Genomic DNA, 25,371 nt, shown 5'->3' with positions numbered 1-25,371 from the left:
CCTGACATTAATGACCTCCCATCAGTTTTTCGACTTCTTCGGGTTTATCGTGAACACCAAAGCGATCAACGATAGTACGGGTTGCTTCGTTCATCCCGCGGATCTCAACGTCTGTTCCTTCTCTGCGGAATTTAATAACCACCTTATCCAGTGCGCTGACCGACGTGATATCCCAGAAATGGGCATGCGTAACATCAATGACAACTTTCTCTGCCGCTTCGCGAAAATCAAAATACGCCATAAAGCGGTCGGCGGAGGCAAAGAACACCTGCCCGGTGACCTTATAGAGCCGGGACTCTTCCCTGAGTTCTGAAGAGACAGCCAGAAAACGCGCCACTTTAGTGGCAAAATTCAGGGAAGCGATAAGCACACCGGTCAGTACCCCGAATGCCAGATTATGAGTGGCCACCACCACCACCACTGTTGCCAGCATCACCACGCTGGTAGAAATGGGATGGCTTTTAAGGTCGGTAACTGAACGCCATGAAAAGGTACCAACCGAAACCATGATCATTACGGCGACAAGCGCGGCCATAGGGATTTGCGAGACCAGGTCCCTGAGAAAGACTACCATACACAGCAGGACCACACCGGCAGTGAGGGTGGACAGACGGCCCCGACCGCCGGATTTCACGTTGATAACAGACTGACCAATCATTGCACAGCCCGCCATTCCTCCGACAAATGAGGTGCAGATATTAGCGATGCCCTGAGCCTTGCATTCCCTGTTTTTATCACTGGGGGTATCCGTCATATCGTCCACAATCGTGGCTGTCATCATTGATTCCAGTAACCCTACAATGGCGAGGCCTGCGGAGTAAGGGAGAATAATCAGGAGCGTATCAAGATTCAGCGGGATGTCCGGCACCAGGAAGACCGGCAGACTGTCAGGCAGTTTGCCCATATCCCCGACCGTACGCACGTCCAGATGCAGCCATATGGCAATAGCCGTAAGCACCACGATACAGACAAGGGGTGAGGGGATTGTTTTATTCAGATACGGGAAGAGGTAGATAATGGCGAGCCCTACTGCCGTCATAGCATAAACATGCCAGGTCACATTGGTGAGCTCAGGTAACTGCGCCATGAAAATTAGGATCGCGAGTGCATTAACGAATCCGGTTACCACGGAGCGTGAGACGTAGCGCATGAGCCCGCCGAGTTTAAGATAACCGGCTATCAGCTGGAATACGCCGGTCAGTACGGAGGCAGCCAGTAAGTACTGCAGTCCATGATCCTTCACCAGGGTCACCATCAGGAGCGCCATTGCCCCCGTTGATGAAGATATCATCGCCGGGCGACCACCAAAGAAGGCCATAATCAGCGGGATACAGAAAGCGGAGTAAAGCCCCACCTGAGGGTCAACACCGGCAATAATGGAAAAGGCGATCGCTTCTGGAATGAGTGCGAGCGCGACAACAATACCAGCCAGCACGTCACCACGGACGTTACCCAGCCAGTCCTTACGCGTCGAGGACAGCAACATAGTAATTTCTCAGTTTTTAGATGTAGTTAGCCCCGGAGGACATAGGTTTCAAATACGATAAAACACATCCGCAGACGGGATGTTATTACGTGCGTTCTGAGGCTCGCTCAGTACGGCGGAGGAAGGGAAAACTCAGGGTGGCGTAATGCGCATGATCAGCAGATAAATCCTTGAAAGCAGGTACTCAGCCCTCAGTGAACAGAATAAGTCAGCGTAATGTACTTTAGTGCTGACCACGTGCTCTGTATGATACAGAATCTATCTACTATAAACGAAAATACAGCACGATCAATGCTCACACTCTATATGGGACGTTCGTACCTGGACATGATTATCTGTGTTCAATGTCCCCGCATGACCGTCTTAACATCCAGAATATTACGTTTCCAAAAAAACCAGAAATGATAAAAAATGAGCTTAACGAATGGAAGGGACTTCCCCTGATTATGCGCCTGATTAACTCTTGTGCAATCATGGGGTACACATCGTCCCGGAGGAATTCGTTATGACTATCACGACTGTCGGTATCGATCTTGCTAAAAATGTGTTTGCTGTTCACGGTGTTGATCAAAATGGTAGAACTGTTCTGGTTAAGCCTAAAGTATCGCGTGCTGCACTTCCTGAGTTAATTGCAAGTTTGCCTCCCTGTGTTATCGGGATGGAAGCATGCTCCGGGGCTCACTACTGGGCAAGATTGTTTCGGCAGTATGGTCATGAGCCACGTCTGATGGCTGCTAAGTTTGTATCGCCTTATCGTATGGCCGGAAAATCAGGAAAAAATGATGCAGCTGATGCTCAGGCTATCTGTGAAGCTGTTCGTCGTCCGCATATGCGGTTCGTACCAGTGAAAGACGAAAGCCAGCAGGCCATGCAGTGTTTACATCGTACCCGTCAGGGTTTTATCGAAGAGAAAACAGCAACGTATAATCGTCTGCGAGGATTGATATCTGAATTCGGTGTCATCGCGCCACAAAGTGCTGATGCCCTGCGCCACATGGTTTCTGTGCAGAAGAGCTCTTTACCGCTTCAGGTTCAGCAATGTGTTGATGATTTGATGGAACACGTTGATCGCATTGAAGCTAACATCACTGAATATGACCGAATTTTGTCCCACATAGCCAAAACAGATCATCGCAGTCAGCGGCTGATGGAGCTAAAGGGCGTTGGTCCCACAACGGCCTGTGCACTGGTCGCCAGTATCGGTAATGCACATGATTTTAAAAATGGACGTCAACTGGCAGCCTGGCTGGGGCTGACGCCATCACAATACAGCAGCGGGGGAAAGTCGAAACTCGGCAGGATCACAAAAGCCGGTGATTCGTATCTGCGAACGCTTCTGGTTCAGGGGGCTCGTTCAGTGCTTATTGGCGCCGGGAAAAGGACTGACTCATTCAGCCGTTGGGTTTGTATGTTGGTTGAGCGCAGAGGGTACTGGCGGGCTGTTGTGGCCATCGCCGCCAAAAATGCGCGGCTGTGTTGGGCATCACTACATTACGGTGATGATTTCCGGCTGTACTCAGTCAACTAAAGCTCGAAGCTGTATAACCATCTGACCTGCAATTCGTTGATGATAAAGGGTTAGACCCCGTGAGGCCTATCTGGCTATTGTACAGGATATACGTATCCGCTTAACGAACAAGAACCTCACGCGCGTCTTTCATCAGGGCCCGAATCGATGACGATTCATCATGGCCGTTTATAGTACCGCAGTCTCTCCCCTTTATTTTTACTGAAGAGCAGACAGAAACCATAAATACCGGCTTTGACATGCCGGGGAAGTCCTTATAGTACAATAATTTTCGATATCCAAACTGACCCCTAAATAACCGGCACAGTGCGAACACCATGCCGGGAGATTATGGCTGACAAAACGGGAACGACAGGATCCCGCTGTTGTCGGGGGTCAGAAGGTTTCCCAGTTCTCGCTGGCGTGTTGTTCCGTTTCACGAACGGACTTTACCGCTTTAACCTTACTCTGCGGGCTGGTGTTGCTGATTGTCGGTACTATGGTATTTTTTCGTTCAGCATCGCGTTTTTTATTATCACGGAGACGAAATACGCTCACCTTCTCCTGCAGAATCCGTGACTGATTCTGCAACGAAGCGGCAGTGGCTGCAGACTGTTCCACCAGAGCTGCATTTTGTTGGGTGGTGCTGTCTATCTGGCCCATGGCGCTGTTAATCTGGGCAATACCATCTCCCTGCTCACGACTGGCCTTGGCTATTTCGTCAATCAGCCCTTCCATGCTCTGGACGTTACTGATGATATCCTCCATTCCCCTGTCTGCTTTTTCAACCAGGGTACGGCCGGATGCAATGCGGGAAACGGAGTCATCAATGAGCTCTTTTATTTCCCGCGCGGCAGAAGCACTGCGCTGAGCCAGATTACGAACCTCTCCGGCCACAACCGCAAATCCACGGCCGGACTCGCCGGCGCGTGCGGCTTCCACGGCAGCATTAAGCGCGAGAATGTTGGTCTGGAAGGCAATCCCGTCGATGACCTGGATGATGGCTGTCATTTCAGACGAGGTGTCGTAAATCTCCTGCATCCGGGAAGACACCTCACTCATGACCACTCCATTCTGTTTCACAATGGCCGTTGTTTCTGTCACAAACTGGTAAACCTGTGCTGTATTGCCGGCAGTATTGTTTATGGTGGCCGTCAGTTGTTCCAGAGTGGCCGCCGTCTGTTCCACACCGGCAGCCTGCTCTTCGGTGCGGGCTGACAGGTCTGTATTACCACTGCTGATTTCTGCTGCAGTCAGCGCAATATTGTCCGCTCCCTGACGTACTTCCCGGACGGTGTTACTCAGACTCCCGCACATATCACGCAGTGCCTGCATCAGTTGCCCCAGCTGGTCCTGTGAGTCCACTTTAATCTCCACACACAGGTTACCTTCCGCCACTTCCCGGGCAATCCGGACGGCTGAAATCAACGGACAGGTAATGCTTCTGGTGATCAGCCATGCCAGCACACCTCCCAGAAGAAGCGCCATACACCCAGTGATGATCAGTGTCAGTATGGCTGTCGTACCATTATCATGGATAACTTCATCCGCTTTATCTATGCTTGTTTTTTCGTATTCCACCAGTGCCTGCAGACTGGCAATGTAGTCATTTATGATCGGTAACTGCTGTGACCGAATGAAGTTGTTCAGGGCTTCACGGTCCCCCTGCTCACTGATCTGAAGAGCTTTTACCAGGGTATCTGCATACACCTGACGCTTTTCACCAATGGTTTTCAGCAGCTTAATACCCTGCTCTGAAGTAAACTCCCTGTTAAATTTATCCTGCAGTATATCCACGCGAGCAGCGGTTTTCTCTATCCGCTGCTGTGCATATGTCCTGATATCCGGGTCCCCCGACGTCAGCAGAACCAGTCCAAGCGCACCGTTTGATTCAATACCGGTCTGCCATTCATTCGCCATACGCTCCTGCAGAAGATATTCATCCGTCACGCGCTCGGTGGAAGTGAGCATAGAGTACAGGTACCCCACTCCGGTCACTGTCATGATCATGACAAGAACCAGAATTAGGCTGAAGCTGCCAGCCAGCCTGATACCCACACTAAAGTCTTTGATTTTCATTTTATTACTCGTGAATGAAACTGGTTATTTCGGACCCCGGTGTCCCTGACAAATAACTGGTGCCTCCAGACTTATTTATGAGGAATCATATTTTGATTAACGAGATCTGTTATCGGTATCAGTGTGCCTGAATGGAGTGTGTCAGACACGACCATTTAATACCCCGGAGCGTCCTGCCAAAAAAGACAAGCCGGTGAGGGCTGGTCTGAAATCTGACAATGTCTATGGGGTCTACCGTTGCGTAGAGGGCTGTCACAACGTTAATAAGATTATCGGCAACAGTCCGGTAAACTTTAACGGCACTGTTGCAAATAGTCGGTGGTGATAAACTTATCATCCCCTTTTGCTGATGGAGCTGCACATGAACCCATTCAAAGGCCGGCATTTTCAGCGTGACATCATTCTGTGGGCCGTACGCTGGTACTGCAAATACGGCATCAGTTACCGTGAGCTGCAGGAGATGCTGGCTGAACGCGGAGTGAATGTCGATCACTCCACGATTTACCGCTGGGTTCAGCGTTATGCGCCTGAAATGGAAAAACGGCTGCGCTGGTACTGGCGTAACCCTTCCGATCTTTGCCCGTGGCACATGGATGAAACCTACGTGAAGGTCAATGGCCGCTGGGCGTATCTGTACCGGGCCGTCGACAGCCGGGGCCGCACTGTCGATTTTTATCTCTCCTCCCGTCGTAACAGCAAAGCTGCATACCGGTTTCTGGGTAAAATCCTCAACAACGTGAAGAAGTGGCAGATCCCGCGATTCATCAACACGGATAAAGCGCCCGCCTATGGTCGCGCGCTTGCTCTGCTCAAACGCGAAGGCCGGTGCCCGTCTGACGTTGAACACCGACAGATTAAGTACCGGAACAACGTGATTGAATGCGATCATGGCAAACTGAAACGGATAATCGGCGCCACGCTGGGATTTAAATCCATGAAGACGGCTTACGGCACCATCAAAGGTATTGAGGTGATGCGTGCACTACGCAAAGGCCAGGCCTCAGCATTTTATTATGGTGATCCCCTGGGCGAAATGCGCCTGGTAAGCAGAGTTTTTGAAATGTAAGGCCTTTGAATAAGACAAAAGGCTGCCTCATCGCTAACTTTGCAACAGTGCCGGCTTTCGCGCTCGGCGGCGGAGAGGATCGAACGGCGGGGCATGCGGTTTCCTTCTTCTTGAAAACGTAGGTTTGTGACAAGCCCGCCAAGGCAACCGGCGCGTGTCATTTTCAGAAGACGACTGCACCAATTGACGGGGCGTAACGCCAGATGTGCAGGCGACTCCTGACAACGCAATATCAGAAGTCATCTGCACCAATCTCGACTATGCTCAATACTCGTGTGCACCAAAGCGAGGTGTGAGCATGGCGTCAGACACATCATTGATTGCCGAGCAAGGCGTGGCCACCCTGCCCGATGCGGCTTGGGCGCAGGCCCGGCAACGGGCGGAAATCATCGGGCCGCTGGCAGCGCTTGATGTGGTCGGGCATGAAGCCGCCGATGCCGCTGCTCACGCGCTTGGCCTGTCCAGGCGGCAGGTGTATGTCCTAATCCGCCGTGCCCGGCAAGGTGCTGGGCTTGTGACGGACCTGGCTCGCAGCCGATCCGGCGGCGGAAAAGGCAAGGGACGCTTGCCGGAATCAGTTGAGCGCATCATCCGCGAGTTGCTGCAAAAGCGCTTCCTGACCAAGCAGAAGCGTAGCCTGGCAGCGTTCCACCGCGAGGTCGCGCAGGCTTGCAAAGCGCAAAAGCTGCGGGCGCCGGCGCGCAACACCGTGGCTCTGCGGATCGCCGGCCTCGATCCGCTCAAGGCCACTCGCCGCCGGGAAGGTCAGGATGCGTCCCGCAGCCTGCAAGGTGTCGGTGGTGAGCCTCCCGCCGTGACCGCGCCACTGGAACAAGTGCAGATTGATCACACGGTCATCGACCTGATCGTGGTGGACGAGCGCGACCGGCAACCGATTGGCCGTCCGTATCTGACCATCGCCATCGACGTGTTTACCCGCTGCGTGCTCGGCATGGTCGTCACGCTGGAAGCGCCGTCATCTGTTTCGGTCGGCCTGTGCCTTGTGCATGTCGCCTGCGACAAGCGTCCCTGGCTGGAGGGTCTGAACATAGAAATGGAGTGGCCGATGAGCGGCAAGCCCAGGCTGCTCTACCTGGACAACGCGGCCGAGTTCAAGAGCGAAGCGCTACGCCGAGGCTGCGAGCAGCATGGCATCCGGCTTGACTATCGCCCGCTCGGGCAGCCGCACTACGGCGGCATCGTGGAACGGATCATCGGCACGGCGATGCAGATGATCCACGACGAATTGCCAGGGACGACCTTCTCCAACCCTGACCAGCGCGGCGACTACGATTCCGAAAACAAGGCCGCCCTGACGCTGCGTGAGCTGGAGCGCTGGCTCACATTGGCGGTCGGCACCTACCACGGCTCCGTGCACAACGGCCTGCTCCAGCCGCCGGCAGCGCGCTGGGCCGAAGCTATCGCGCGGACCGGCGTGCCAACCGTCATCACTCGCACCACGGCTTTTCTGGTCGATTTTCTGCCCATCATCCGCCGCACGCTGACCCGCACCGGCTTCGTCATCGACCACATCCATTACTACGCCGATGCGCTCAAGCCGTGGATAGCTCGGCGCGACCGCTTGCCTGCGTTCCTGATCCGGCGCGACCCGCGCGACATCAGCCGCATTTGGGTGCTGGAGCCGGAGGGGCAGCACTATCTGGAAATTCCATACCGCACCTTGTCGCACCCGGCTGTCACCCTCTGGGAACAACGACAGGCGCTGGCGAAATTGCGGCAGCAAGGGCGCGAACAGGTGGATGAGTCGGCGCTGTTTCGCATGATCGGCCAGATGCGCGAAATCGTGTCCACCGCGCAGAAAGCTACGCGCAAGGCGCGGCGCGACGCGGATCGACGCCAGCATCTCAAGGCAACGGCAGTTCTTTTCAAAACCACGCCACCACCGGACGCGGACATGGCTGACCCGCAGGCAGACAACCAGCCACCTGCCAAACCGTTCGACCAGATTGAGGAGTGGTAGCCGTGGAAGAATATCCCATCATCGACTTGTCCCACCTGATGCCGGTGGCCCAGGGCTTGGCCCGTCTTCCGGCGGACGAACGCATCCATCGCCTTCGCGCTGACCGCTGGATCGGCTATCCGCGAGCAGTCGAGGCGCTGAATCGGCTGGAAGCCCTGTATGCGTGGCCGAACAAACAACGCATGCCCAACCTGCTGTTGGTCGGTCCAACCAACAACGGCAAGTCGATGATCGTCGAGAAATTCCGCCGCACCCACCCGGCCAGCTCCGACGCCGACCAGGAGCACATTCCGGTACTGGTCGTGCAGATGCCATCCGAACCGTCGGTAATCCGCTTCTACGTCGCGCTACTTGCCGCGATGGGCGCGCCATTGCGCCCGCGCCCACGGCTGCCGGAAATGGAGCAATTGGCGCTGGCACTGCTACGCAAGGTCGGCGTGCGCATGCTGGTGATCGACGAATTGCACAACGTCCTGGCCGGCAACAGCGTCAACCGCCGGGAATTCCTCAACCTGCTGCGTTTCCTCGGCAACGAGCTGCGCATCCCGCTGGTCGGGGTCGGCACACGCGATGCCTACTTGGCGATCCGCTCGGACGACCAGTTGGAAAACCGCTTCGAGCCGATGATGCTGCCGGTGTGGGAGGCCAACGACGATTGCTGCTCACTGCTGGCCAGCTTCGCGGCTTCGCTCCCGCTGCGGCGACCCTCGTCGATTGCCACGCTGGATATGGCCCGCTACCTGCTCACGCGCAGCGAGGGCACCATCGGCGAGCTGGCGCACCTGTTGATGGCGGCGGCCGTCGCTGCCGTGGAGAGCGGTGAGGAAGCGATCAACCATCGCACGCTCAGCATGGCCGATTACACCGGTCCCAGCGAGCGGCGGCGGCAATTCGAGCGGGAACTGATGTGAAGCCAGCGCCACACTGGCCACTGCATCCGGCTCCCAGGGAAGGCGAAGCCTTGTCTTCGTGGCTCAACCGCGTGGCCCTTTGCTATCACATGGAGGTGTCCGAGCTGCTGGAGCACGATCTTGGTCACGGCCAGGTTGATGACCTGGACACCGCGCCACCACTGGCGCTGCTGGCGATGCTCTCCCAGCGGAGCGGCATCGAGCCGGACCGGCTGCGTTGCATGAGTTTCGCCGGCTGGGTGCCTTGGCTACTGGACAGCCTTGATGATCAGATTCCAGATGCATTGGAAACCTATGCGTTCCAGCTCTCGGTGCTGCTGCCGAAACTCCGCCGTAGGACGCGATCCATCACGAGCTGGCGTGCCTGGCTGCCCAGCCAGCCGATACATCGCGCCTGCCCGCTCTGTCTGAACGATCCGGAGAACCAAGCCGTACTGCTCGCGTGGAAGCTGCCCCTGATGCTGAGCTGCCCACTGCATGGCTGCTGGCTGGAATCCTATTGGGGCGTGCCAGGGCGGTTTCTCGGCTGGGAGAACGCCGACGCCGAACCGCGCACTGCCAGCGACGCGATTGCGGCGATGGACCAGCGTACCTGGCAGGCACTGACGACCGGCCACGTGGAGTTGCCGCGCCGACGCATCCACGCCGGATTGTGGTTTAGGCTGCTACGCACGCTGCTCGATGAGCTGAACACCCCGCTTTCGACGTGCGGCACCTACGCGGGGTATCTCCGCCAAATCTGGGAATGCTGCGGGCATCCGCTGCGTGCTGGGCAAAGTCTGTGGCGACCGTATGAAACCCTGAACCCGGCAGTACGGTTGCAGATGCTGGAGGCGGCGGCAACGGCAATCAGCTTGATTGAGGTGAGGGATATAAGCCCGCCAGGCGAGCACGCAAAGCTATTCTGGTCCGAGCCCCAAACCGGGTTCACCAGTGGCCTGCCGGCGAAAGCGCCGAAGCCCGAACCCGTCGATCACTGGCAGCGTGCAATCCAGGCCATTGATGAGGCCATCATTGAAGCACGACACAACCCCGAGACGGCACGCTCGCTGTTCGCGTTGGCTTCCTATGGTCGGCGCGACCCCGCTTCCTTGGAACAGTTGCGCGCCACCTTCGCGAAGGAAGGCATCCCCCCGGAATTTCTGTCACATTATGAGCCTAGCCTACCCTTTGCATGCCTTAGACAGAATGACGGGTTAAGTGACAAATTTTGACGTGCAGAGCTTCCCGATGCAAACTGTCACATAATCGAACGTATATGTGACAGGTACAAGATGCTGATTGGCTACATGCGAGTATCGAAGGCGGATGGCTCCCAGGCGACGGACTTGCAGCGCGATGCGCTGGTCGCGGCCGGTGTTGATCCGGCGCATCTCTATGAAGACCAAGCGTCCGGAAAACGCGAGGATCGTCCCGGTCTGGCGAGCTGTCTGAAGGCACTACGGCCAGGCGACACGTTGGTCGTTTGGAAACTGGATCGGCTCGGGCGCGACCTGCGCCATCTGATCAATACCGTCCATGACCTGACCGGACGCGGCATCGGCCTCAAGGTGCTGACCGGGCACGGCGCGGCCATTGACACCACGACCGCCGCCGGCAAGCTGGTCTTCGGTATCTTCGCCGCGCTGGCCGAGTTCGAGCGCGAGTTGATCGCCGAGCGCACCGTGGCGGGCCTGGCCTCAGCACGGGCACGCGGCCGGAAAGGCGGCCGGCCGTTCAAGATGACCGCCGCCAAGCTGCGGCTGGCGATGGCGGCAATGGGGCAGTCAGAGACCAAGGTCGGCGACCTGTGCCAGGAACTTGGCATCACGCGGCAGACCCTGTATCGGCATATTTCACCCAAGGGCGAGCTACGTCCAGATGGCGAGAAGCTACTCAGCCGAATTTGATGCCGACATGAGGCGACGTAGCGAAAGCGTGGTTTGTCTCAATTTGACGGCGGCGAACCGCAAGCGTTCGGTTCGCCGCTCGTTTCGGTCGCAGTGCTGGCCCGCGCCTGGAAACGTTGATAACACTCCAGCCCGCAGAAGTGCTCGACGTACTCCGCGCCTTCCGGTGTGAAGGCGGCATCGAGCGGAATTTCCTTGCAGCACACGCAGCAACTGGTGGCGGTCGGATCATTTGCATTCATGGTGGCACCCCTCCATTGACTGACGAAGACGGCGAATGCCGCCGCCGGCATCGGCTTTGCGAACAGAAAGCCTTGCCCGCGCTCGAACGCTTGGGCCCTCCGCCGTAGTCCATCCATCCGGCCGGGAAGCGCTCATGATCTTTCCCTGAATGCCCGCAACGCCCGCGCCAGTGACAGAAGAAACAGGCCGGTCAAACCGAGCGCCGTGATGACCCAATACTCGACAAGGAATGCACCGGCGGTTGTGCCGGCCAGCACGGCAGCGAGGATGGACAGGTGGCAGGGGCAAGTCAGCACGGCCAGCGTGCCCCACAGGTAGCCGGTGAACGGTTTGTGCGTCTCGGCCGGCATGCGCTCGGGGCTGTTCATGGCAAACTCTCCGCATGCTGTGCCGGCGCGGTCGGCATGGCGGCCAACTGCACTTCCAGATTGGCCAACGCTTCGCGCCGGCGTTCGACGAACTGACGCAGCACAGCAAGCTGCGCGGCAGTTTCATCGCAGTTCGCCGCATCCAGCGCCCGGCACAGCCGCGCCAATGCGCCGAGGCCGATGCCCGCCTCGAAGGCGGCCCGCACGAAGCACAGTCGCTGCAAGGCGGCGTCATCGAACAGGCCGTAGCCACCCGTGGTGCAGGCGACTGGCCGCAGCAATCCGCGCAGCAGGTAGTCGCGCACGATATGCACGCTCACCCCGGCATCAAGGGCCAGCCGGGACACCGTGTAGGCGTTCATCGAACACCTCCTTTTGGTCGGTTCACGGCAATGCATATACCGTTTCGCCGAGTTCAATCCGCGCGCTGCGAATCCGATGCCGGTGCCGTAGAACATTGGGTCGATATCCGATCACGGTGTCCTAGATGACATGGTCTGCAACAGATGTCGATTAAACTCCTGGCCCAAGCCGAAAGCCTCGTGGACACTGACGATCGCCAATCCTTCCAATCCTTGATGCTTGGAGGCCCAGTCTTCCGCCGTCGGGACAGATGCAAAGAAATGTACATGGCAACAGAAGGACTGACGAACGTCGGCTGCTTCCTGCGGCAATACCAAGGACACCGCCATGCCGGCAGGTTCGACAGCCTGTATCTCGCTGGGTGAAACCGTGAGTGAAACGGGTGCTCCGGTTGCAGCGCAATGCGATGAGACGCGAGCTGTACGGCCGATCAGCGCCGGAAATATCAAGGTGTCCAGCGCGCACCAGGCATACAGACGGCGGTCGTCAATTTCAAAGACATACGAAGTCTCGCGCAAGGTGAGGCCGTAGCCGATGATGTTCCCATCTTTGTCATATTCGGTACTGGTGGCCTGTTCGAGTACGGCGGCCACTCGCTCAGCGGGCCAGTCGAGAATCCCGGCAAGTGTCGTTCGTGAAACCGGACGCCCCTTGGCGAGTTCCCGCAGTAGCGGGACCAAGAGATCCGCAGTACCATTGGTACGATTGACCGAAGTGAGACGTTCTAAAATATATGGGGCGAGCTTCATGGTTCCATCTCCTTTCATCCTGCGCAGCAGGACAATTGTTTGACATCCTTGGTGAAGGTCTGCGCCGCGAGCTTCAGCCCCTCGACCATCGTCAGGTAGGGGAACAACTGGTCAGCCAGTTCCTGTACGGTCATGCGGTTACGGATCGCGAGCACCGCCGTCTGGATCAGCTCGCCCGCTTCCGGGGCCACTGCCTGTACCCCAATGAGTCGTCCGCTACCTTCCTCGGCTTGTCCTTTCGAATTTGAATTGGATAGCGTAACCTTACTTCCGTACTCATGTACGGAGTCAAGCGGTATGGAAAATAATTTGGAGAACCTGACCATTGGCGTTTTTGCCAAGGCAGCCGGCGTCAACGTGGAGACCATCCGGTTCTATCAGCGCAAGGGCTTGTTGCCCGAGCCGGACAAGCCCTATGGCAGCATTCGCCGCTATGGCGCGGCGGACGTGACACGGGTGCGATTCGTGAAATCGGCCCAGCGGTTGGGCTTCAGCCTGGATGAAATCGCCGAGTTGCTGCGGCTCGACGATGGCACCCACTGCGAGGAGGCCAGCAGCCTGGCCGAGCACAAGCTCCAAGACGTGCGCGAGAAGATGGCCGATTTGGCGCGCATGGAGGCTGTGCTGTCTGACCTGGTGTGCGCCTGCCATTCGCGGCAGGGGAATGTTTCGTGTCCGCTGATTGCGTCGTTGCAAGGTGGAACGAGCTTGGCAGGGGCTTCCACAGCTTAGCGTGCTTTATTTAATGAGATGGTCACTCCCTCCTTCCCGGTACTATGCTGAGGACAGGCTTTCATTCGGAGAACTATCATGGAAAACATTGCGCTCATTGGTATCGATCTGGGTAAAAACTCTTTCCATATTCATTGCCAGGATCGTCGCGGGAAGGCTGTTTACCGTAAAAAATTTACCCGGCCAAAGTTGATCGAATTTTTGGCGACATGCCCCGCTACAACCATCGCAATGGAAGCCTGTGGCGGTTCTCACTTTATGGCACGCAAGTTGGAAGAGTTGGGGCATTCCCCAAAGCTGATATCACCACAATTTGTCCGCCCGTTCGTTAAAAGCAATAAAAACGACTTTGTCGACGCCGAAGCTATTTGTGAAGCTGCATCGCGTCCGTCTATGCGTTTTGTGCAGCCCAGAACGGAATCTCAGCAGGCAATGCGGGCTCTGCATCGTGTCCGTGAATCCCTGGTTCAGGATAAGGTAAAAACAACCAATCAAATGCATGCTTTTCTGCTGGAATTTGGCATTAGCGTTCCCCGAGGAGCTGCCGTTATTAGCCGACTGAGTACCATTCTTGAGGATAATAGTTTGCCTCTTTACCTCAGCCAGTTATTGCTGAAATTACAACAGCATTATCACTATCTTGTTGAGCAGATTAAAGATTTGGAATCCCAGTTGAAACGAAAGTTGGACGAAGATGAGGTTGGACAGCGCTTGCTGAGCATTCCCTGCGTCGGAACACTGACAGCGAGTACTATTTCAACTGAGATTGGCGACGGGAAGCAGTACGCCAGCAGCCGTGACTTTGCGGCGGCAACAGGGCTTGTACCTCGGCAGTACAGCACGGGAGGTAGGACGACATTGCTGGGAATTAGTAAGCGAGGTAATAAAAAGATCCGAACTTTGTTGGTTCAATGTGCCAGGGTATTCATACAAAAACTGGAACACCAGTCTGGCAAATTGGCCGATTGGGTCAGGGATTTACTGTGCCGGAAAAGCAACTTTGTCGTCACTTGTGCTCTGGCAAACAAGCTGGCCAGAATAGCCTGGGCCCTAACGGCACGACAGCAAACTTATGTAGCATAACGGCAGAAATACACCGGTTTAAAGAATTACTGATCTGGTTTTGCGAATACTGATATTGATGATACTAACGGCCCACCGGCCTGTTGAGGAACCTGTAAAACGGAAAGGCTCATTGAAGCCGTATATTTTCTGGAGGTTCATCAGGCGCGGAACTCATCAAGGCGCGGGAATAAAATCCCATTCAGACGCCGGATAGATTCAAGCAAGCCAACTTGTCGTCAAAATCGGTGTTGCAAAAACGGGAGTGACCATAGAGTCCGTTTTCTGAGACGACCCCTGATCGGGCTGAATGAGCAGGAATTTCCTGGCGGCAAACCCGATGATGTTTACAGCGTTCGCACATCGATGAACACCCCTCCGGCCGAAGAGGAAATCGAGGAGGAACGTCGGCTGTTTTATGTCGGTATCACTCGCACAAAACAGCAGCTAAATCTGGTGGTCCCTCTTGATGAAGGGCTTGCGCGGTGGCTCAAAAACCGCTGGGATAGCACCCCGAAGAAGTCACCGATAGCTACTCGCTTCGTCTATGAGGCTGGCTGGACTGCTTGTGCGGTTACCAGTGATGCGATCTATAACAGCACGGTAGAGAAACAGAAGGCTGACTTCAGCAAGTTTCACCAATGGTATCTAAGAGATCTTCAGCGGCTAAAAGTCTAGGGCTACCGATACTTTTCGATTTCAGACAGGTGCTCGTTATCCAGATCAATTGTGGCTTTTCTTTCAGAAGCGAGCTTCTTCGCTCGCTTTGCATACTGAAGCCCCTTGGCTGGCTGCTCTCCGCGTAGGATCTGTTCAGCCTGCTTGCTCGTGCTGTGCCCCAGAAAGCGTTCGTACTGCTCGTCAGATACCTCAGTGCCGATCAGTCGTTCGATCCAGCCGCTTTTCGGCGGGTAACTTACGCCCAGCGCAAGCAACTGCCTTTTCTGTACCCACTATTTCCGGCGCGGCCGGCTTCAATCAAGGCTTTGGTTAGAACTACAGCCATTTGGGGACTCTCATACACAAACCTGAACCATGCGGGTCTGATTGGCGGTCAAGATAGCAGCGCATCGAAATCAACACTGAACTCTGCTTCTAAGAACTCAATCGTGGCTGGTTGGCTATCGAGCGATGCTTCCCGTGTAGACTCCAGTGCGCACTCCAATCGACGCAGCAGAGTAAACGGCAAAATGATCTTGCCGAAGTCGGTATGCTTGAAATCCCCCCCCACAGGTCTTCCGCGTTCTTCCAAATGAAATCAGCTTGCGAAGCAGCCGAACCTACGAACTCTGCCATCTTGGCCTCCAACCAACTTTTGCACGAAACGGCACATCTTCCAAAAGAGGGTTGTCAACCAAGTTTTGCACAAAACGGACTTTGATCCATTTCTAACTAAAATCTACAATCCAACCTCAGATTGCAAATAGCCTATGTTTATTACAGATGGTATGGTTCGTGTTTTTGTTTATTCGATGGCAACTGTACTCTTTCTGCCGCTTGGCTTGTTGAAAAGCACGTGGTGGTTTTCACCATTGTTTGCGATAGCTGCTATTGATTACTTAATGTTTCTGCGTCGACAAGGCTAGTTGCTGAACCTCATACCTCAGAGCAATCTGTATGTTTTTTACACCACTGGTTAAAAGGTCAGGCTACGTTCCTGACGTTTTTTAAAAAACAGTTTTATGTTTGATGCGTTACTGGTCTGTCTGGTAACCCAGTGGTACATTACCATTATTAAGGCTGGCTGGCGGTGGTGCATCATGCTTAAACGACCCTCTCTGAGCGTACTTTCCGACAGTCCTGTGCACCGCACCACTTACCCGGCAGGCCTATGTCTTGGTTATTCTTCGTTGTACCTTTTTCTTCAGCTTTATCCCTGACATGTCTGTCTGAACAGTTCTAAGCAAACCGGAATGTTGTCATGGCCAAAGTACAAGGGCTCTTTGTTGGATACCGAAAATTCGCTGTTGATCGCGACTGGCTTCGTCAGCAGGAAGAACAACGTTATCGGGATCGCCAGCGACAATTTGATGAATGGTCCAGGAAATGGGTCACTGTAACCAGGCTCAAAGAGACTCGTTTATGGACTGACGGAGCCATCAGGCGATGGTTGGGTGAACCTCAGCAGCAGGGTAAATATAAAGTTTTCCCCGTTGAAGCGGTTTTGGCTGCTGAGAAGTTGAATGAGTTTCGGCTCTGGCTTAAACCCCGACTGGAAAAGAAACGTGCCCAGCACCACCACTTTTTAATTCCATTTCTGTAAAGTAGAAACAACGGCAGTTCCGGCCGCATTCAAGGCTTCGGCATCTGGTCAGAAATAAAGCGCCATTTTTCAGTATAAGGGAGGTTAGATAGTGGAAGGTATTGAGACACTGAGTTTGCAGCTTGATGAGAATGAAACTATGGCCCTTGCTCAATTAGTTAAACGTCTGAGCTGGAGCGATCTTCGTGGCTGTGCTGTGAGTGACGAAGAAGCCTGGGTAATGAAAAGCGCAATTGAAAAATTACAACAGGCGTTAAGGGAAGAAGGTTATGCGCCTCGATGAGGCTGGCTTCGTTCTTTATTCCGATAACAAATTTGCTTAAGGACTAACTATGAGCCAGCACTGGTATGAGGTGAAAAGCAATCAGGGAATTGTTCAGGTGATTGTTGGGAGAAGATATTAATGTAATGCGTTTCTGCATTACATCAAGCAGATTAGCTTTTTCTGGTCAAAATAGACGATGTGATTTTTCTTTAGCCGAAGTCCATCCGCTCCCCACGCAACCGGTAAAGGTTCGCAGGTTTAATAAAGATAGGTTTCGTATCTCCCTAAGGGTGGGATAGGTAAACTCATAATGGCATCTGTGTTTACTATGTAAGTATTCGGGTAAAATTCATCTAATACAGTAAAGTTTAGTTTCTTACAAAAGCTTAATAAATATGGGTTTTTCACGTCTTCTATTACAACATCGCACCAGGGATTCGATTCACAGCAAAGCTTCAGAAAAGACTTAAACCATCCCTTGTTTTGTATTTCTTCCGGAAGCCGTACCACATGTATGGTCAGACAATCTCCATGATAACGATTAGTACTTTGTCTAAGCCCTACAACAATCCCCTTTTCTTGAATCTGTACACCTGCCTGATGCTCTTTCATGTCGGGCGTATAGTGCCTTGCTCTGTTTAACCAGGCCACCAGCTGCTGAGCCGTACTTGGTGATTCTTCAGCTATCCATTTCAGGTACTTGATGCGGTCCATATGCGCCTCCCTGTACGATTTCCAATGAACAAAGGCTCTACAGTATTAAGCTGCTGTAGAGCTCATTCAACCAAGCTCAAACTGTGCGTATTAAAGGATGCCTAACCTTTTTGTTTCATCGATCCACGGTCTGAATTCTTCCAGTAGATTATCATATAACTTTTCATCGCTAATCGAACCGAAATCATCCATGGCAAAGAAGTGGGTGTTATCAACCCGGCGGTCAGTAAAGTCATCCAGATTTTTGAGGATACCGTAGCTTGAACCACCCAGGCCGACAAACTTCCAGAAGATGGGGTAGTTGGCAGAACGCCGGATTGCATCTTTAATCGCCCGGGTCTTGCTGATCCCGCCATCGGTAATAAATACAACATACACCGGGATTTTCGAGTCCTTAAAGTAGTCGACTATTTCTTCCATCACAGGAGGCTCGTTGTTTGTCCCTCCGAGGCCCGGCAGGTTCTCCCAGGCTGAACGCTTTCCAGCCCCGCGAATGGACTGAATATATGTGTCCAGGTTGTCCAGTGTGACGTTTGGATACTTCTTATGCTTCTCTCCAAATCCCCAGACATCCATTTCACCGTCGTCGTCGAACTGGGCGGCAAGAACGGCGATGCGGTCCAGCACAGACTGAACGTTACCCTTACTGAACTGGCCACTCATTGAGCCGGATGCGTCAAGTACAAATGCAACCGCTGCCTCAAGGGTGTCCAGTTTATTTTTAGTAAGACTGACCGAGGCTTTTTTAGCGAGGCTTACAAGGCGCGGAGATCTGGTTTCCAGTTTCTTTTCCAGACTGATACGAGCAGGCTTTGCTGGCTGCGGAGCTGGCTGTGCGACATCAACGCCATAGCTAATGGCCAGAGGCTCAAGACCACCGTTGAAACCCTGCCCGAGCGCACGAAGCTTCCAGGCGCCATTGTGCCGATATACTTCACCCAGGATAATTGCTTTCTCACTGCGGCCCTGAGTCTCAGCCTGGAACTCAGCGATTCCTTGAGCCTGCATGCTCAACGAACTGAGCCCACTGATGGTATCTTCACCATCAATGACAACTGTGATTGCAATTTTACTGATGTTCGCAGGAACACGATCCAGTGCTATCTCAATGCTGGACTGCTGAGAACCGGTAACGAGCTTTACTGCCCCTTCAGGAGAAGACAGATTATTGTAAAAGATAAAGTCAGAATCGCCGCTGACCTTTCCCTGAGCATTAAGCAGGAACAGGCAGGTATCGGGTTCGCCTTTAAAGCCGGATTTGGTAGGGTACTGAAGATTCAGCCTGATCGCAGATTGCTGAAGTGGTATGTTTTGTCCGGATTGTAGATTCACATTAACTCTCCTGATTTTTGATTATTTTAAAGCGCAGCGTTTATATAGGTTCCCCTGGCTTAGTTCAGGACGCTGGATTTCTGGTGAGGCGTATATATGGTGTGACACCATATTTCATCACGTTGAAGTTTCTATACCTGTTGAATTGGAATTTCCATTGGTCGGGTATTTTATCTTCCAGAACCCGTGCCTTCATAAGTCGCAAACGTAACATATATCAGAGGGGCATGCTGTTGATATAAGGCACGGAATACAGGCTTTAACCAGCAACCAGAGAAAAATCCGTTTCCTGCCTTTAAAAGGCTCACGTCAGAATTAACATCTCTCTGCTTTCTGAGATTCCCGAACCCTTTCTGCCCCCCCCCTCCTGATAGCGGATCGCAACCAAAAAAAACCCCGGCATTGCCGGGGTATGATTCAGCGTTATTTTAGATGTTAACGCCGTGCTGGGAGGCAAGAGCCGCCAGGCCACCGGCAAAGCCCTGACCGACAGCTTTAAACTTCCACTCAGCGCCATGACGATACAGTTCACCGAAGACCATAGCGGTTTCGGTTGAGGCATCTTCAGACAGATCGAAACGGGCAATTTCCGTGCCGTTGTCGTTGTTGTAAACGCGCATGAAGCTGTTGCTCACCATGCCGAAGTTTTGTTTACGCGCTTCTGCATCATAGATGGTAACGGCAAACACCAGTTTTTTGATATCTGCTGAGACTTTGGTCAGATCGATTTTGACCTGCTCATCGTCGCCGTCGCCTTCACCGGTACGGTTGTCGCCCTGGTGCTCTACCGCGCCATCAGGGCTGGTTTTGTTATTGAAGAAAATGAAATGCGCATCTGACAACACTTTACCGTCTTCGCCTACTGCGAACACGGAAGCGTCCAGGTCAAAACCCTGACCATCGGTTACACGGGCATCCCAGCCTAGGCCAACCATAGCAACATTCATGGTTGGTGCTTCTTTGGTCAGAGATACATTGCCGCCTTTTACGAGAGAAACTGCCATTTTTAGCTCCTGCAAACAGTTGAATGAGGGCTGCATTAACAGCCCCGGGTAGAAAAGTTACTTTTTGATCAGGACGCGTTAATGCCGTACTGAGCACATACAGATGCCAGACCACCAGCATAACCCTGACCTACTGCGCGGAATTTCCACTCACCATTGTGGCGATACAGCTCGCCGAACAGCATGGCAGTCTCAGTGGACGCATCTTCGGTCAGATCGTAGCGAGCAACTTCAGTCTGGTTATCGTCATTAACCAGACGAATAAACGCACCGGATACCTGACCAAAGCTCTGGCGACGAGCCTGAGCATCGTGGATGGTCACAACGAAGATGATCTTGTCAACTTCAGACGGGACGGCGTCCAGTTTAATTTTCAGCGATTCATCATCACCATCGCCCTCACCGGTGCGGTTATCGCCGGTGTGCGTTACGGAACCGTCGGATGACGTCAGGTTGTTATAGAAGATGAAATCTGAATCGCCGCGCACTTTGCCGTTTGAGGCCAGCAGGAATGCTGAAGCATCCAGGTCAAAGTCCTGACCGTCTGTTGAACGCGCATCCCAGCCAAGGCCCACCAGGACGTTTTTCATTGACGGAGCTGCTTTACTTAGGGAGACGTTCCCGCCTTTGGAAAGAGAAACACTCATAAAATAACCTCTTCGATTAGTAATTGTTCAGGTTAACACTTAAGGGGATTAACTCCCCTTTTCCTCAGATTCAGGTTTGCCCGGGAACATGACGCTTGCGAGAATGCCCAGCGCCAGTACACCCAGTACAACATACAGGCTGGTTGTTGCCGCGATGCTGTAACCATGATGCCAGATGTGATCGGTCGCATTCAGGCCGAGTTTTGCCGCGATGAAGAACAGCAGCACGATAACGGCCTTCTCCAGATGAACCAGGTACTGTTTCAGTGCCTCAAGGACAAAGTACAGAGTACGCAGGCCCAGGATAGCAAACATCATGGCACTATAGACGATAAGCGGTTCACGACTGACGGCAATGATTGCCGGTACCGAGTCAAACGCGAACATTACGTCCGAGAGTTCAACCACAGCCACACACAGGAACAGCGGGGTCGCATACAGCGCCGCTTTTTTACCACGGCCAATGGTGACATCGCTGTTTTCTGGTTTCGCCAGTTCAGCATCCACTTCCTTCTGGTTAAGCAGGAAGGCATGCCCTCTGAGCTTCGGCCAGATAGGGAAGAAGCGTTTAACCATGCGGTAAGCCAGATGCTGGGAGTAATCCTCAATTTCATCATCGTCATCACCGCTTTTAAGCATCATGACCGCTGTCCAGGCAACGATAATAGCGAAGACAACTTCAACATACGGCCCCAGACTCAGCAGGCTCGTACCGATGGCGACAAAGATGCCCCTGAAGACAATGGCACCAATGATCCCCCAGTAGAGAACACGGTGGCGATAACGATCCGGAACGGCGAACCAGGAGAAGATGGCCATCATGACGAACAGGTTATCGACCGACAGCACTTTCTCCAGCGCATAACCCGTGACAAACAGACTGGCAACCTCAGCACCGTGGTGGATATAGAGGAAACCGGCAAATGCCATCGCAACCACAACCCAGAATACGGACCAGAGCGCCGCACTCTTCAGCGAAATAGGCTTGTCATCACGGTGCATAAACAGGTCAATAAAGATGGCACCGACTGAAAGCGCAATAAAAACAATGACCGTTTCAGTCGGGAAGCCGATGTGTGTGGAAACCATATTTTACCCTTAGGGATGTGGAACAGAGGCCAAATTCAGCCGGGTCGAAGCCCAACGCGATAGCGATCTCGCGGGAGGCCAGTTTCTCGTCCTGATCGAAGTTACCGTCACTTTTCGCAACGGCAATACCAACACGTAAGGCCAGCTGAGCGGCCTCAGGCTGATCTTTCAGCGCCAGGATGTATTTCATGGTTTCGCCCTTGCCGATTTCAACATCGAAATCGAAGCTTGAAACCAGTTTATTGAAGAACTCAATCACCTCATTGGTATCGAAGACCTTCAGCTCTTCTGAAGAGCGCAGAAAGCCCATCATTTTCTGCTTTTCTTCCGAACTTACGCCGTCACTCGATACGGCAATACGGGCACATACAGCAACGGTGCCCTGCATGAATTTTTTGTTTTTGAAACGGCCAACCTGGCGGGTCAGTTCGTCACGGCCTGAGTTAATGGCACCTTTAACTTTGTCGAAAAAGCTCATACCTGTTTCCTTTGTTGCTGTGTTATTTAGAACCGGCGCTCCAGCGAAATCCCCAGCCAAATGCCCGGTCCATTTCGTCCTGGCCTTTGAAGTACTGGTTAATTCGCTCGACTTTAATTGCGCCGTTTTCGTTTACGAGTCTGGCAATGGCGCACAATGTGCGACGGTTTTCACCTTCGGTCAGGCGGGTCTCAATGGGCGGTTGATCCGGCACATGAATGGTGACCACACCATCAGTCTTGTCCCAGCTGGGAACACCTTCATAAATAAAGGCGTAAATCAGCACTTCGCGGATATGCTTCCATTCACGTCCATTGATATGCAGCCACTCGCCGTCTGATACATCACCCGTCCGGTCATCGCCCTTGAGCTGAACATACGGTTCATCGCGATAATCACCGAATGCATTACCGAGCGCCTGAATGACCGATTTATACCCGTCCTGAAGCTCAACAAAGGCCCCCAGATCCAGGTCGATTCCTTTGGAGCCGAACATGCCTGCAAAGCCTGATTTGCCGCTGCCCCGGTGCCAGTTCAGGTTGATCCGGATTTCACCGAAGTTATCCCGTTTGGTCAGGCTGATTGCAGGCTTCTCTTTTGTCAGCGATACCTTGCTCAGGCTGATTTTTGTCTCAACTGGCGGAGGGGTTACAACCGGAGGAGTCGGGGCTGCGGGAGCCGGTTCGTCGGCAATATTTACGCCGAAATGCTCTGCCAGCGGTTTAAGTCCACCGTTGAACCCCTGCGCAACGAAGCGGAATTTCCAGTCATTATTACGACGGTAAAATTCACCCAGAATTAAGGCTGCTTCCTGACGGCCGCTCAGTTCGACACTGCCGCTAACCAGGCCGGTAGCCCCTTGCTCCACGTCGATGGAAAGATTACGAAGACCGGACACCGTCTGCCCACCGTCACAGGTCACGGTGAACGCAATTTTCTGGACATCAGGTTTCAGCCGGTTGAGCGCGACAGTAAAGGTTGAGTACTGGCCTTCACTGACCAGGCTGACGGTACCATCATCGTTACGTGGCTGACCATAAAACACCATGTCCGCATCACCCTGCACCTTCCCGTCGGCATACAGGCGAAACGCCGAAGCATCCACCTGGCCGCCCGAGGTGATCCGGACCCGCAACTCCTGGGCTGGAACGGGGGCATTGCCCCCCGGCGTCAGGTTCATTAGCGAATAACCGCTGAAACGATATCGGAGTGCATATCGTCAATTGTGCGGCCGCGACAGGCATGGCCAAGGGCGGTAAAGTCCCAGTTGCCGTTATTACGGCGCAGCGAAGAAATAACGATCCCGGTATGTGAGCCCTGCTCAGTCAGCTTGTAGCGAGCCAGCTCTTTGCCGGTTTGATCGACAACGCGGCAGAACGCGTTTTCGACGTCATTGAACGACTGACCACGGAAGCTGTTTACCGTAAACGCCAGGTATTCAACGTTTGCAGGCAGTCGGGAGAGGTTGACATTAATCACCTCATCGTCACCGTCACCTTCACCGGTCAGGTTATCGCCACTGTGCACAACAGCGCCGCAGGTGGATTCCAGTTTGCGGAACCAGATGGTGTCAATTGTTTTACCGGTGCTGTCCATTAATACGCAGCCAGCATCGAGATCGATTGAGTCGTTGCCTCCAAACAATCCTCCAAGAAGACCTTTTTTCTTAACCGGATCCCAACCGAGACCGAAATGAAGCTGGCTTAATGCAGATGATTCTTTGCTGAGTGATACCGTCTGGTTCTTAACTAATGAAACCATGTTTTATTCCTTAAAATGGTAATGACCGAGACAATCAAAGGTATATTTAGTAACTGACGAAGAAAATCATATCATGATGAAGTTCTCTGACAAGGGAAATTTTGGTAGTTTTCTGTAAAAACACAAAAAGAAATCCTTTTCAGGGTGTTAATTTTCTAAGTTTAATTTAAATATCAATGTGTTATCAGGAATCCAAAAAACCTGACGCACTCCATAACCACAGGAGTTATAAATCATATTATGATTGACATGTAGCTTAGACACTCATAGACTCACTTCTCAATCATAAATTTGCATGGCGTTCCGGATAATTAAAAAAAATGAACAAGAAAATTTGGTTTATGGAAGGTTTATCCTCCCAGCGAGATATTATTCAGGGGGTAAAATCATTTGCAAAAAAAAATAATTTTGCCATTACCGTTTTTGCCTCCCACCGTAACGAAAGAAATGAAATCCTTTCCGTTGCCGACTATTCTTTGACTGAACCTGAAGATCCTCAAAAACGTCTTCAGTTTATCCAGGAAACCATTCAGTCCTACGGCATCCACCATATTCATACTGGCCGTAACAGCCAGTGGTTTGAAGAACACCGTTCAGCCATTGAATCGACCGGTGCCACCCTTACTACCGGTGCAACGGGCGTCGACTGGTTAACTCTGGCTGACGAAAAAGTTACTTTTGCTCAGTTTATGGAGCAAAAGGGTCTCCCGGTCGTACCATCCTGGCGGGTGAATACGCTGGCAGAATTAAAAACACACCTCGCGGCCCCGCCGTTCACTGACAGCCCGGTATGCGTGAAGCCGGTGACGGGTATCTATGGCATGGGATTCTGGCGCTTTGATGACAGTGCTTCGCCTATGGCCGTCTTTAATCATCCCGAACATCGTCTGGTCAGTCCGCAACAGTATATTGCAGCAGCATCAGCTGCTGAGTCGTTTAAACCCCTTGTTTTGATGCCGTACCTGCCAGGCCCGGAATTTTCCGTCGATATCCTCGCGGATAAGGGCGAAATACTCGCAGCCGTGGGACGCCGTAAGGAAGGGGTTATCCAGTATCTGGTAAACGAAGGAAGCGCCTGGGAACTGGCGTGTGACTGCGCCAGGGTTATGAAGGCCGACGGGCTGGTGAATGTTCAGACGCGAAACGATGTGAATGGCAACCCGGTGCTGCTTGAAACCAACATGCGTCCGTCAGGGGGGGTGGGTTATACCCTTCACAGCGGGGTGAACCTTCCTGGGTTATTTGCTGCCTTTAAGCTCGGTCTGATGTCTGAAGATATGGTGCGCCAGAGCGCTAAAAACACCTTTTCTCCGGTTGCGGTGAGATCCATTACGGATGTAATTGCATACCCGGAATCACTCTCTAACCTTCTGAATTAAGGC

General features: G+C 53.2%; 26 protein-coding genes and 4 pseudogenes. 12 read left to right on the top strand and 18 right to left on the bottom strand.

All coding sequences use genetic code 11. The features are described 5' to 3' along the window. Positions 1-7: 7 nt before the first annotated feature. A complete protein-coding gene (locus tag BJF97_RS31035) occupies positions 8-1,486 on the bottom strand; it encodes a SulP family inorganic anion transporter (RefSeq protein WP_032951231.1) in 1,479 nt (492 codons plus the stop codon). Positions 1,487-1,991: 505 nt separating this feature from the next. Here BJF97_RS31035 and BJF97_RS31030 point away from each other — a divergent pair. After that, positions 1,992-3,014, top strand: coding sequence for an IS110 family transposase (locus BJF97_RS31030; RefSeq protein WP_000156887.1), 1,023 nt, complete (start codon positions 1,992-1,994; stop codon positions 3,012-3,014). Between the two features lie 375 nt (positions 3,015-3,389). Here the strand turns inward: BJF97_RS31030 and BJF97_RS31025 are convergent, their stop codons facing one another. Beyond that, the gene (locus BJF97_RS31025; RefSeq protein ID WP_070083098.1) at positions 3,390-5,072 is read right to left on the bottom strand and encodes a methyl-accepting chemotaxis protein; all 1,683 of its coding nucleotides are present in this window, start codon (positions 5,070-5,072) and stop codon (positions 3,390-3,392) included. Positions 5,073-5,433: 361 nt separating this feature from the next. On the opposite strand from BJF97_RS31025, the gene BJF97_RS31020 reads away from it, so the two are divergent. After that, positions 5,434-6,138 (top strand): IS6-like element IS26 family transposase, encoded by a 705-nt coding sequence (locus tag BJF97_RS31020; protein WP_059331711.1) that lies wholly within the window; start codon positions 5,434-5,436, stop codon positions 6,136-6,138. A gap of 147 nt (positions 6,139-6,285) precedes the next feature. On the opposite strand, the pseudogene BJF97_RS35575 reads toward BJF97_RS31020, so the two are convergent. Further along, a pseudogene (locus tag BJF97_RS35575) lies at positions 6,286-6,390 on the bottom strand (NTP-binding protein); the annotation flags it as partial. Between the two features lie 46 nt (positions 6,391-6,436). Between BJF97_RS35575 and BJF97_RS31015 the strand changes: the two are divergent. The 4 genes from BJF97_RS31015 to BJF97_RS31000 are packed head-to-tail and all read left to right on the top strand — an operon-like array spanning position 6,437 to position 10,919. Next, positions 6,437-8,119, top strand: coding sequence for a Mu transposase C-terminal domain-containing protein (locus BJF97_RS31015; RefSeq protein WP_010791757.1), 1,683 nt, complete (start codon positions 6,437-6,439; stop codon positions 8,117-8,119). A gap of 2 nt (positions 8,120-8,121) precedes the next feature. Further along, positions 8,122-9,030: a TniB family NTP-binding protein gene (locus BJF97_RS31010; RefSeq protein ID WP_000393453.1), complete on the top strand. Its 909-nt coding sequence runs from the start codon at positions 8,122-8,124 to the stop codon at positions 9,028-9,030. Continuing rightward, positions 9,027-10,244, top strand: a complete 1,218-nt coding sequence (locus tag BJF97_RS31005; protein WP_011405615.1) for a TniQ family protein — start codon at positions 9,027-9,029, stop codon at positions 10,242-10,244. The genes BJF97_RS31010 and BJF97_RS31005 overlap by 4 nt, the downstream gene beginning before the upstream one ends. Positions 10,245-10,304: 60 nt before the next feature. Beyond that, positions 10,305-10,919, top strand: a complete 615-nt coding sequence (locus BJF97_RS31000) for a recombinase family protein (protein ID WP_010981357.1) — start codon at positions 10,305-10,307, stop codon at positions 10,917-10,919. A 38-nt stretch (positions 10,920-10,957) separates the two neighbouring features. On the opposite strand, the pseudogene BJF97_RS35320 reads toward BJF97_RS31000, so the two are convergent. The 5 genes and pseudogenes from BJF97_RS35320 to BJF97_RS33625 all read right to left on the bottom strand — a co-directional run. Next, positions 10,958-11,245 (bottom strand): annotated as a pseudogene (locus BJF97_RS35320) (DUF3330 domain-containing protein); the annotation flags it as partial. A 48-nt stretch (positions 11,246-11,293) separates the two neighbouring features. Then, positions 11,294-11,530 carry a broad-spectrum mercury transporter MerE gene (gene merE / locus BJF97_RS30990; protein WP_005413392.1) on the bottom strand — a complete coding sequence of 79 codons (237 nt, stop codon included), beginning with the start codon at positions 11,528-11,530 and terminating at the stop codon, positions 11,294-11,296. Next, on the bottom strand, positions 11,527-11,892 hold the full coding sequence (gene merD / locus BJF97_RS30985; protein ID WP_000995361.1) for a mercury resistance co-regulator MerD: 366 nt from the start codon (positions 11,890-11,892) through the stop codon (positions 11,527-11,529). Before merD ends, merE begins: the two co-directional genes overlap by 4 nt. A gap of 111 nt (positions 11,893-12,003) precedes the next feature. Further along, positions 12,004-12,642: an organomercurial lyase MerB gene (merB, locus tag BJF97_RS30980; RefSeq protein WP_000761850.1), complete on the bottom strand. Its 639-nt coding sequence runs from the start codon at positions 12,640-12,642 to the stop codon at positions 12,004-12,006. Between the two features lie 14 nt (positions 12,643-12,656). Beyond that, positions 12,657-12,872: pseudogene (locus BJF97_RS33625) on the bottom strand (mercury(II) reductase); the annotation flags it as partial. A gap of 67 nt (positions 12,873-12,939) precedes the next feature. Here BJF97_RS33625 and BJF97_RS30975 point away from each other — a divergent pair. From BJF97_RS30975 to BJF97_RS30965, 3 genes are all read left to right on the top strand, one after another. Then, the gene (locus BJF97_RS30975) at positions 12,940-13,374 is read left to right on the top strand and encodes a mercury resistance transcriptional regulator MerR (protein WP_010981353.1); all 435 of its coding nucleotides are present in this window, start codon (positions 12,940-12,942) and stop codon (positions 13,372-13,374) included. 78 nt (positions 13,375-13,452) lie between these two features. Continuing rightward, complete coding sequence (locus BJF97_RS30970) at positions 13,453-14,457, top strand: IS110-like element IS4321 family transposase (RefSeq protein ID WP_000427623.1); 1,005 nt, start codon at positions 13,453-13,455, stop codon at positions 14,455-14,457. Between the two features lie 111 nt (positions 14,458-14,568). Further along, positions 14,569-15,114, top strand: a complete 546-nt coding sequence (locus BJF97_RS30965) for a 3'-5' exonuclease (protein ID WP_335604640.1) — start codon at positions 14,569-14,571, stop codon at positions 15,112-15,114. Between the two features lie 2 nt (positions 15,115-15,116). On the opposite strand, the gene BJF97_RS30960 is transcribed toward BJF97_RS30965, so the two are convergent. Next, positions 15,117-15,371, bottom strand: a complete 255-nt coding sequence (locus tag BJF97_RS30960; protein WP_000880375.1) for a hypothetical protein — start codon at positions 15,369-15,371, stop codon at positions 15,117-15,119. Between the two features lie 140 nt (positions 15,372-15,511). Beyond that, positions 15,512-15,732: pseudogene (locus BJF97_RS33620) on the bottom strand (type I restriction-modification system subunit M N-terminal domain-containing protein); the annotation flags it as partial. A gap of 625 nt (positions 15,733-16,357) precedes the next feature. On the opposite strand from BJF97_RS33620, the gene BJF97_RS30955 reads away from it, so the two are divergent. Both BJF97_RS30955 and BJF97_RS30950 read left to right on the top strand, forming a co-directional pair. Further along, positions 16,358-16,699: a hypothetical protein gene (locus BJF97_RS30955; RefSeq protein WP_001151572.1), complete on the top strand. Its 342-nt coding sequence runs from the start codon at positions 16,358-16,360 to the stop codon at positions 16,697-16,699. Positions 16,700-16,790: 91 nt separating this feature from the next. After that, complete coding sequence (locus BJF97_RS30950; RefSeq protein ID WP_000398479.1) at positions 16,791-16,982, top strand: DUF7706 family protein; 192 nt, start codon at positions 16,791-16,793, stop codon at positions 16,980-16,982. Between the two features lie 240 nt (positions 16,983-17,222). Here BJF97_RS30950 and BJF97_RS30945 read toward each other — a convergent pair whose 3' ends face one another. The 8 genes from BJF97_RS30945 to BJF97_RS30910 form a co-directional block, all read right to left on the bottom strand. Further along, positions 17,223-17,678 carry a hypothetical protein gene (locus tag BJF97_RS30945; protein ID WP_000374058.1) on the bottom strand — a complete coding sequence of 152 codons (456 nt, stop codon included), beginning with the start codon at positions 17,676-17,678 and terminating at the stop codon, positions 17,223-17,225. Positions 17,679-17,768: 90 nt separating this feature from the next. After that, a complete protein-coding gene (locus tag BJF97_RS30940; RefSeq protein ID WP_001053340.1) occupies positions 17,769-19,010 on the bottom strand; it encodes a vWA domain-containing protein in 1,242 nt (413 codons plus the stop codon). A gap of 428 nt (positions 19,011-19,438) precedes the next feature. Continuing rightward, positions 19,439-20,014, bottom strand: coding sequence for a TerD family protein (locus tag BJF97_RS30935; protein ID WP_000301247.1), 576 nt, complete (start codon positions 20,012-20,014; stop codon positions 19,439-19,441). A gap of 68 nt (positions 20,015-20,082) precedes the next feature. Then, the gene (terD, locus tag BJF97_RS30930) at positions 20,083-20,661 is read right to left on the bottom strand and encodes a tellurium resistance membrane protein TerD (protein WP_000116680.1); all 579 of its coding nucleotides are present in this window, start codon (positions 20,659-20,661) and stop codon (positions 20,083-20,085) included. A 48-nt stretch (positions 20,662-20,709) separates the two neighbouring features. Further along, positions 20,710-21,750 (bottom strand): tellurium resistance membrane protein TerC, encoded by a 1,041-nt coding sequence (gene terC / locus BJF97_RS30925; RefSeq protein ID WP_000255079.1) that lies wholly within the window; start codon positions 21,748-21,750, stop codon positions 20,710-20,712. Then, positions 21,719-22,228 carry a tellurite resistance TerB family protein gene (locus BJF97_RS30920; RefSeq protein ID WP_070083097.1) on the bottom strand — a complete coding sequence of 170 codons (510 nt, stop codon included), beginning with the start codon at positions 22,226-22,228 and terminating at the stop codon, positions 21,719-21,721. The genes terC and BJF97_RS30920 overlap by 32 nt, the downstream gene beginning before the upstream one ends. Positions 22,229-22,250: 22 nt before the next feature. Continuing rightward, positions 22,251-23,408 (bottom strand): TerD family protein, encoded by a 1,158-nt coding sequence (locus BJF97_RS30915; protein ID WP_001054786.1) that lies wholly within the window; start codon positions 23,406-23,408, stop codon positions 22,251-22,253. Further along, positions 23,408-23,989, bottom strand: a complete 582-nt coding sequence (locus BJF97_RS30910; protein WP_000254137.1) for a tellurium resistance-associated protein TerZ — start codon at positions 23,987-23,989, stop codon at positions 23,408-23,410. Before BJF97_RS30910 ends, BJF97_RS30915 begins: the two co-directional genes overlap by 1 nt. A 320-nt stretch (positions 23,990-24,309) precedes the next feature. Here BJF97_RS30910 and BJF97_RS30905 point away from each other — a divergent pair, with 320 nt between their 5' ends. Further along, a complete protein-coding gene (locus tag BJF97_RS30905; RefSeq protein WP_012695441.1) occupies positions 24,310-25,368 on the top strand; it encodes an ATP-grasp domain-containing protein in 1,059 nt (352 codons plus the stop codon). Positions 25,369-25,371 lie beyond the last annotated feature (3 nt).

It is taken from the genome of Klebsiella sp. LTGPAF-6F, assembly GCF_001753185.1.
Taxonomy (GTDB): domain Bacteria; phylum Pseudomonadota; class Gammaproteobacteria; order Enterobacterales; family Enterobacteriaceae; genus Klebsiella; species Klebsiella michiganensis.
Note: the sequence above shows the minus strand (reverse complement) of the source record. Positions and strands in the feature narration are given on the sequence as shown.

What these genes read in the sequence shown, in the direction of transcription:
- BJF97_RS31025 (WP_070083098.1), bottom strand. Translation starts at nt 5,072, where the DNA reads ATGAAAATCAAAGACTTTAGTGTGGGTATCAGGCTGGCTGGCAGCTTC.
- BJF97_RS30910 (WP_000254137.1), bottom strand. Translation starts at nt 23,989, where the DNA reads ATGGTTTCATTAGTTAAGAACCAGACGGTATCACTCAGCAAAGAATCA.
- BJF97_RS31030 (WP_000156887.1), top strand. Translation starts at nt 1,992, where the DNA reads ATGACTATCACGACTGTCGGTATCGATCTTGCTAAAAATGTGTTTGCT.
- BJF97_RS31035 (WP_032951231.1), bottom strand. Translation starts at nt 1,486, where the DNA reads ATGTTGCTGTCCTCGACGCGTAAGGACTGGCTGGGTAACGTCCGTGGT.
- BJF97_RS31000 (WP_010981357.1), top strand. Translation starts at nt 10,305, where the DNA reads ATGCTGATTGGCTACATGCGAGTATCGAAGGCGGATGGCTCCCAGGCG.
- BJF97_RS30920 (WP_070083097.1), bottom strand. Translation starts at nt 22,228, where the DNA reads ATGAGCTTTTTCGACAAAGTTAAAGGTGCCATTAACTCAGGCCGTGAC.
- merD (WP_000995361.1), bottom strand. Translation starts at nt 11,892, where the DNA reads ATGAACGCCTACACGGTGTCCCGGCTGGCCCTTGATGCCGGGGTGAGC.
- BJF97_RS30970 (WP_000427623.1), top strand. Translation starts at nt 13,453, where the DNA reads ATGGAAAACATTGCGCTCATTGGTATCGATCTGGGTAAAAACTCTTTC.
- BJF97_RS31015 (WP_010791757.1), top strand. Translation starts at nt 6,437, where the DNA reads ATGGCGTCAGACACATCATTGATTGCCGAGCAAGGCGTGGCCACCCTG.
- merB (WP_000761850.1), bottom strand. Translation starts at nt 12,642, where the DNA reads ATGAAGCTCGCCCCATATATTTTAGAACGTCTCACTTCGGTCAATCGT.
- BJF97_RS30935 (WP_000301247.1), bottom strand. Translation starts at nt 20,014, where the DNA reads ATGGCAGTTTCTCTCGTAAAAGGCGGCAATGTATCTCTGACCAAAGAA.
- BJF97_RS30955 (WP_001151572.1), top strand. Translation starts at nt 16,358, where the DNA reads ATGGCCAAAGTACAAGGGCTCTTTGTTGGATACCGAAAATTCGCTGTT.
- BJF97_RS30975 (WP_010981353.1), top strand. Translation starts at nt 12,940, where the DNA reads ATGGAAAATAATTTGGAGAACCTGACCATTGGCGTTTTTGCCAAGGCA.
- merE (WP_005413392.1), bottom strand. Translation starts at nt 11,530, where the DNA reads ATGAACAGCCCCGAGCGCATGCCGGCCGAGACGCACAAACCGTTCACC.
- BJF97_RS31020 (WP_059331711.1), top strand. Translation starts at nt 5,434, where the DNA reads ATGAACCCATTCAAAGGCCGGCATTTTCAGCGTGACATCATTCTGTGG.
- BJF97_RS30915 (WP_001054786.1), bottom strand. Translation starts at nt 23,408, where the DNA reads ATGAACCTGACGCCGGGGGGCAATGCCCCCGTTCCAGCCCAGGAGTTG.
- BJF97_RS30945 (WP_000374058.1), bottom strand. Translation starts at nt 17,678, where the DNA reads ATGGACCGCATCAAGTACCTGAAATGGATAGCTGAAGAATCACCAAGT.
- BJF97_RS30905 (WP_012695441.1), top strand. Translation starts at nt 24,310, where the DNA reads ATGAACAAGAAAATTTGGTTTATGGAAGGTTTATCCTCCCAGCGAGAT.
- terC (WP_000255079.1), bottom strand. Translation starts at nt 21,750, where the DNA reads ATGGTTTCCACACACATCGGCTTCCCGACTGAAACGGTCATTGTTTTT.
- terD (WP_000116680.1), bottom strand. Translation starts at nt 20,661, where the DNA reads ATGAGTGTTTCTCTTTCCAAAGGCGGGAACGTCTCCCTAAGTAAAGCA.